This is a genomic window from Streptomyces sp. URMC 126, from assembly GCF_051386555.1.
Taxonomy (GTDB): Bacteria; Actinomycetota; Actinomycetes; order Streptomycetales; family Streptomycetaceae; genus Streptomyces.
Genome location: NZ_JBPQTX010001305.1, coordinates 1 through 239 on the forward strand (window position 1 = coordinate 1; position 239 = coordinate 239).

A 239-nucleotide genomic window follows, 5' to 3' on the forward strand; every position below is an offset into this window, starting at 1 on the left:
GTTCGTGCCAGGGCAGGCCGGCCCGGGTATAGAGGGCGACCGCCTCGGCCATCGCGGCCCGGCCGCTCCCGCCCCGCTCGTCCGCGGCGAACGCGCGCTGCTCGGCCAGCTCGGCCAGGAGCAGGTCCAGGGGGCCGAGAGCGGGGTCGTGGACGTATCCGTCGGCGGTCACGCGCTCGGCGACGCGTTCCCACAGCGGTGTGTCGCCGGGGTGCCCCTCGTCGGCCAGCCGCCGTGCC

At 77.8% G+C, this 239-nt stretch carries 1 protein-coding gene; it reads right to left on the reverse strand.

Features of this window, described 5'->3' with window-relative positions; all coding sequences use genetic code 11:
• On the reverse strand, positions 1-239 hold a 239-nt coding region (locus ACSNOK_RS36050; RefSeq protein WP_436784867.1), incomplete at both ends, for a hypothetical protein.